Source organism: Streptococcus oralis (genome assembly GCF_023110055.1).
In the GTDB taxonomy this organism is placed as follows: Bacteria; Bacillota; Bacilli; order Lactobacillales; family Streptococcaceae; genus Streptococcus; species Streptococcus oralis_BY.
Genome location: NZ_JALDVG010000008.1, coordinates 1 through 656 on the forward strand (window position 1 = coordinate 1; position 656 = coordinate 656).

1 protein-coding gene is annotated in these 656 nt (G+C 44.8%); it reads right to left on the reverse strand.

Annotation, left to right across the window (positions count from 1 at the left end):
• Window positions 1–656, reverse strand: a 656-nt coding sequence (locus tag M1G01_RS09630; protein WP_247931695.1) for an isopeptide-forming domain-containing fimbrial protein, incomplete at both ends; no start/stop codon positions are given.

The following is a 656-nucleotide window of genomic DNA, read 5'->3' on the forward strand; positions in this document are numbered from 1 at the left end:
GCTTGACCATTCAATTTAGCACTTGAAGTTCCTGCGAATTCAAGAACGTCTACTAGTGTATCTGTGACTGAGAAGGCTGTCGCATCTTGCGCTACTGTTGTTTTCACGTTGTAAGTGAAGACTTGGTCACGTTTGTCAAGAGTTTCAGCTTCTTTGCCGTTCACATCTTTCTTGATTTCTGGCACTTCTGGTGTTGGTGGCGTTACTGGGACTTCATTAGAGTCTTTCGTAAAGCCTGGCTTGTTTGGAAGATCTGCCTTGTAAGCTGCCTTGTTAGGAACTTTCACAGTCTTATCTTCTGATAGGTAAGCAGACAAGTTCGCGCCGGCTTTGATCTTCGCGTCGAATGTTAATTCAACTGCTTGACCGCCATTGGCTTTGACTTGTTCTTCTGTAAGCGTCAAGGTAATGGTTTGACCGTCTACCTTGATTTGGCTAGCCTCAAGCGCTTGACCATTCAATTTAGCACTTGAAGTTCCTGCGAATTCAAGAACGTCTACTAGTGTATCTGTGACTGAGAAGGCTGTCGCATCTTGCGCTACTGTTGTTTTCACGTTGTAAGTGAAGACTTGGTCACGTTTGTCAAGAGTTTCAGCTTCTTTGCCGTTCACATCTTTCTTGATTTCTGGCACTTCTGGTGTTGGTGGCGTTACTGG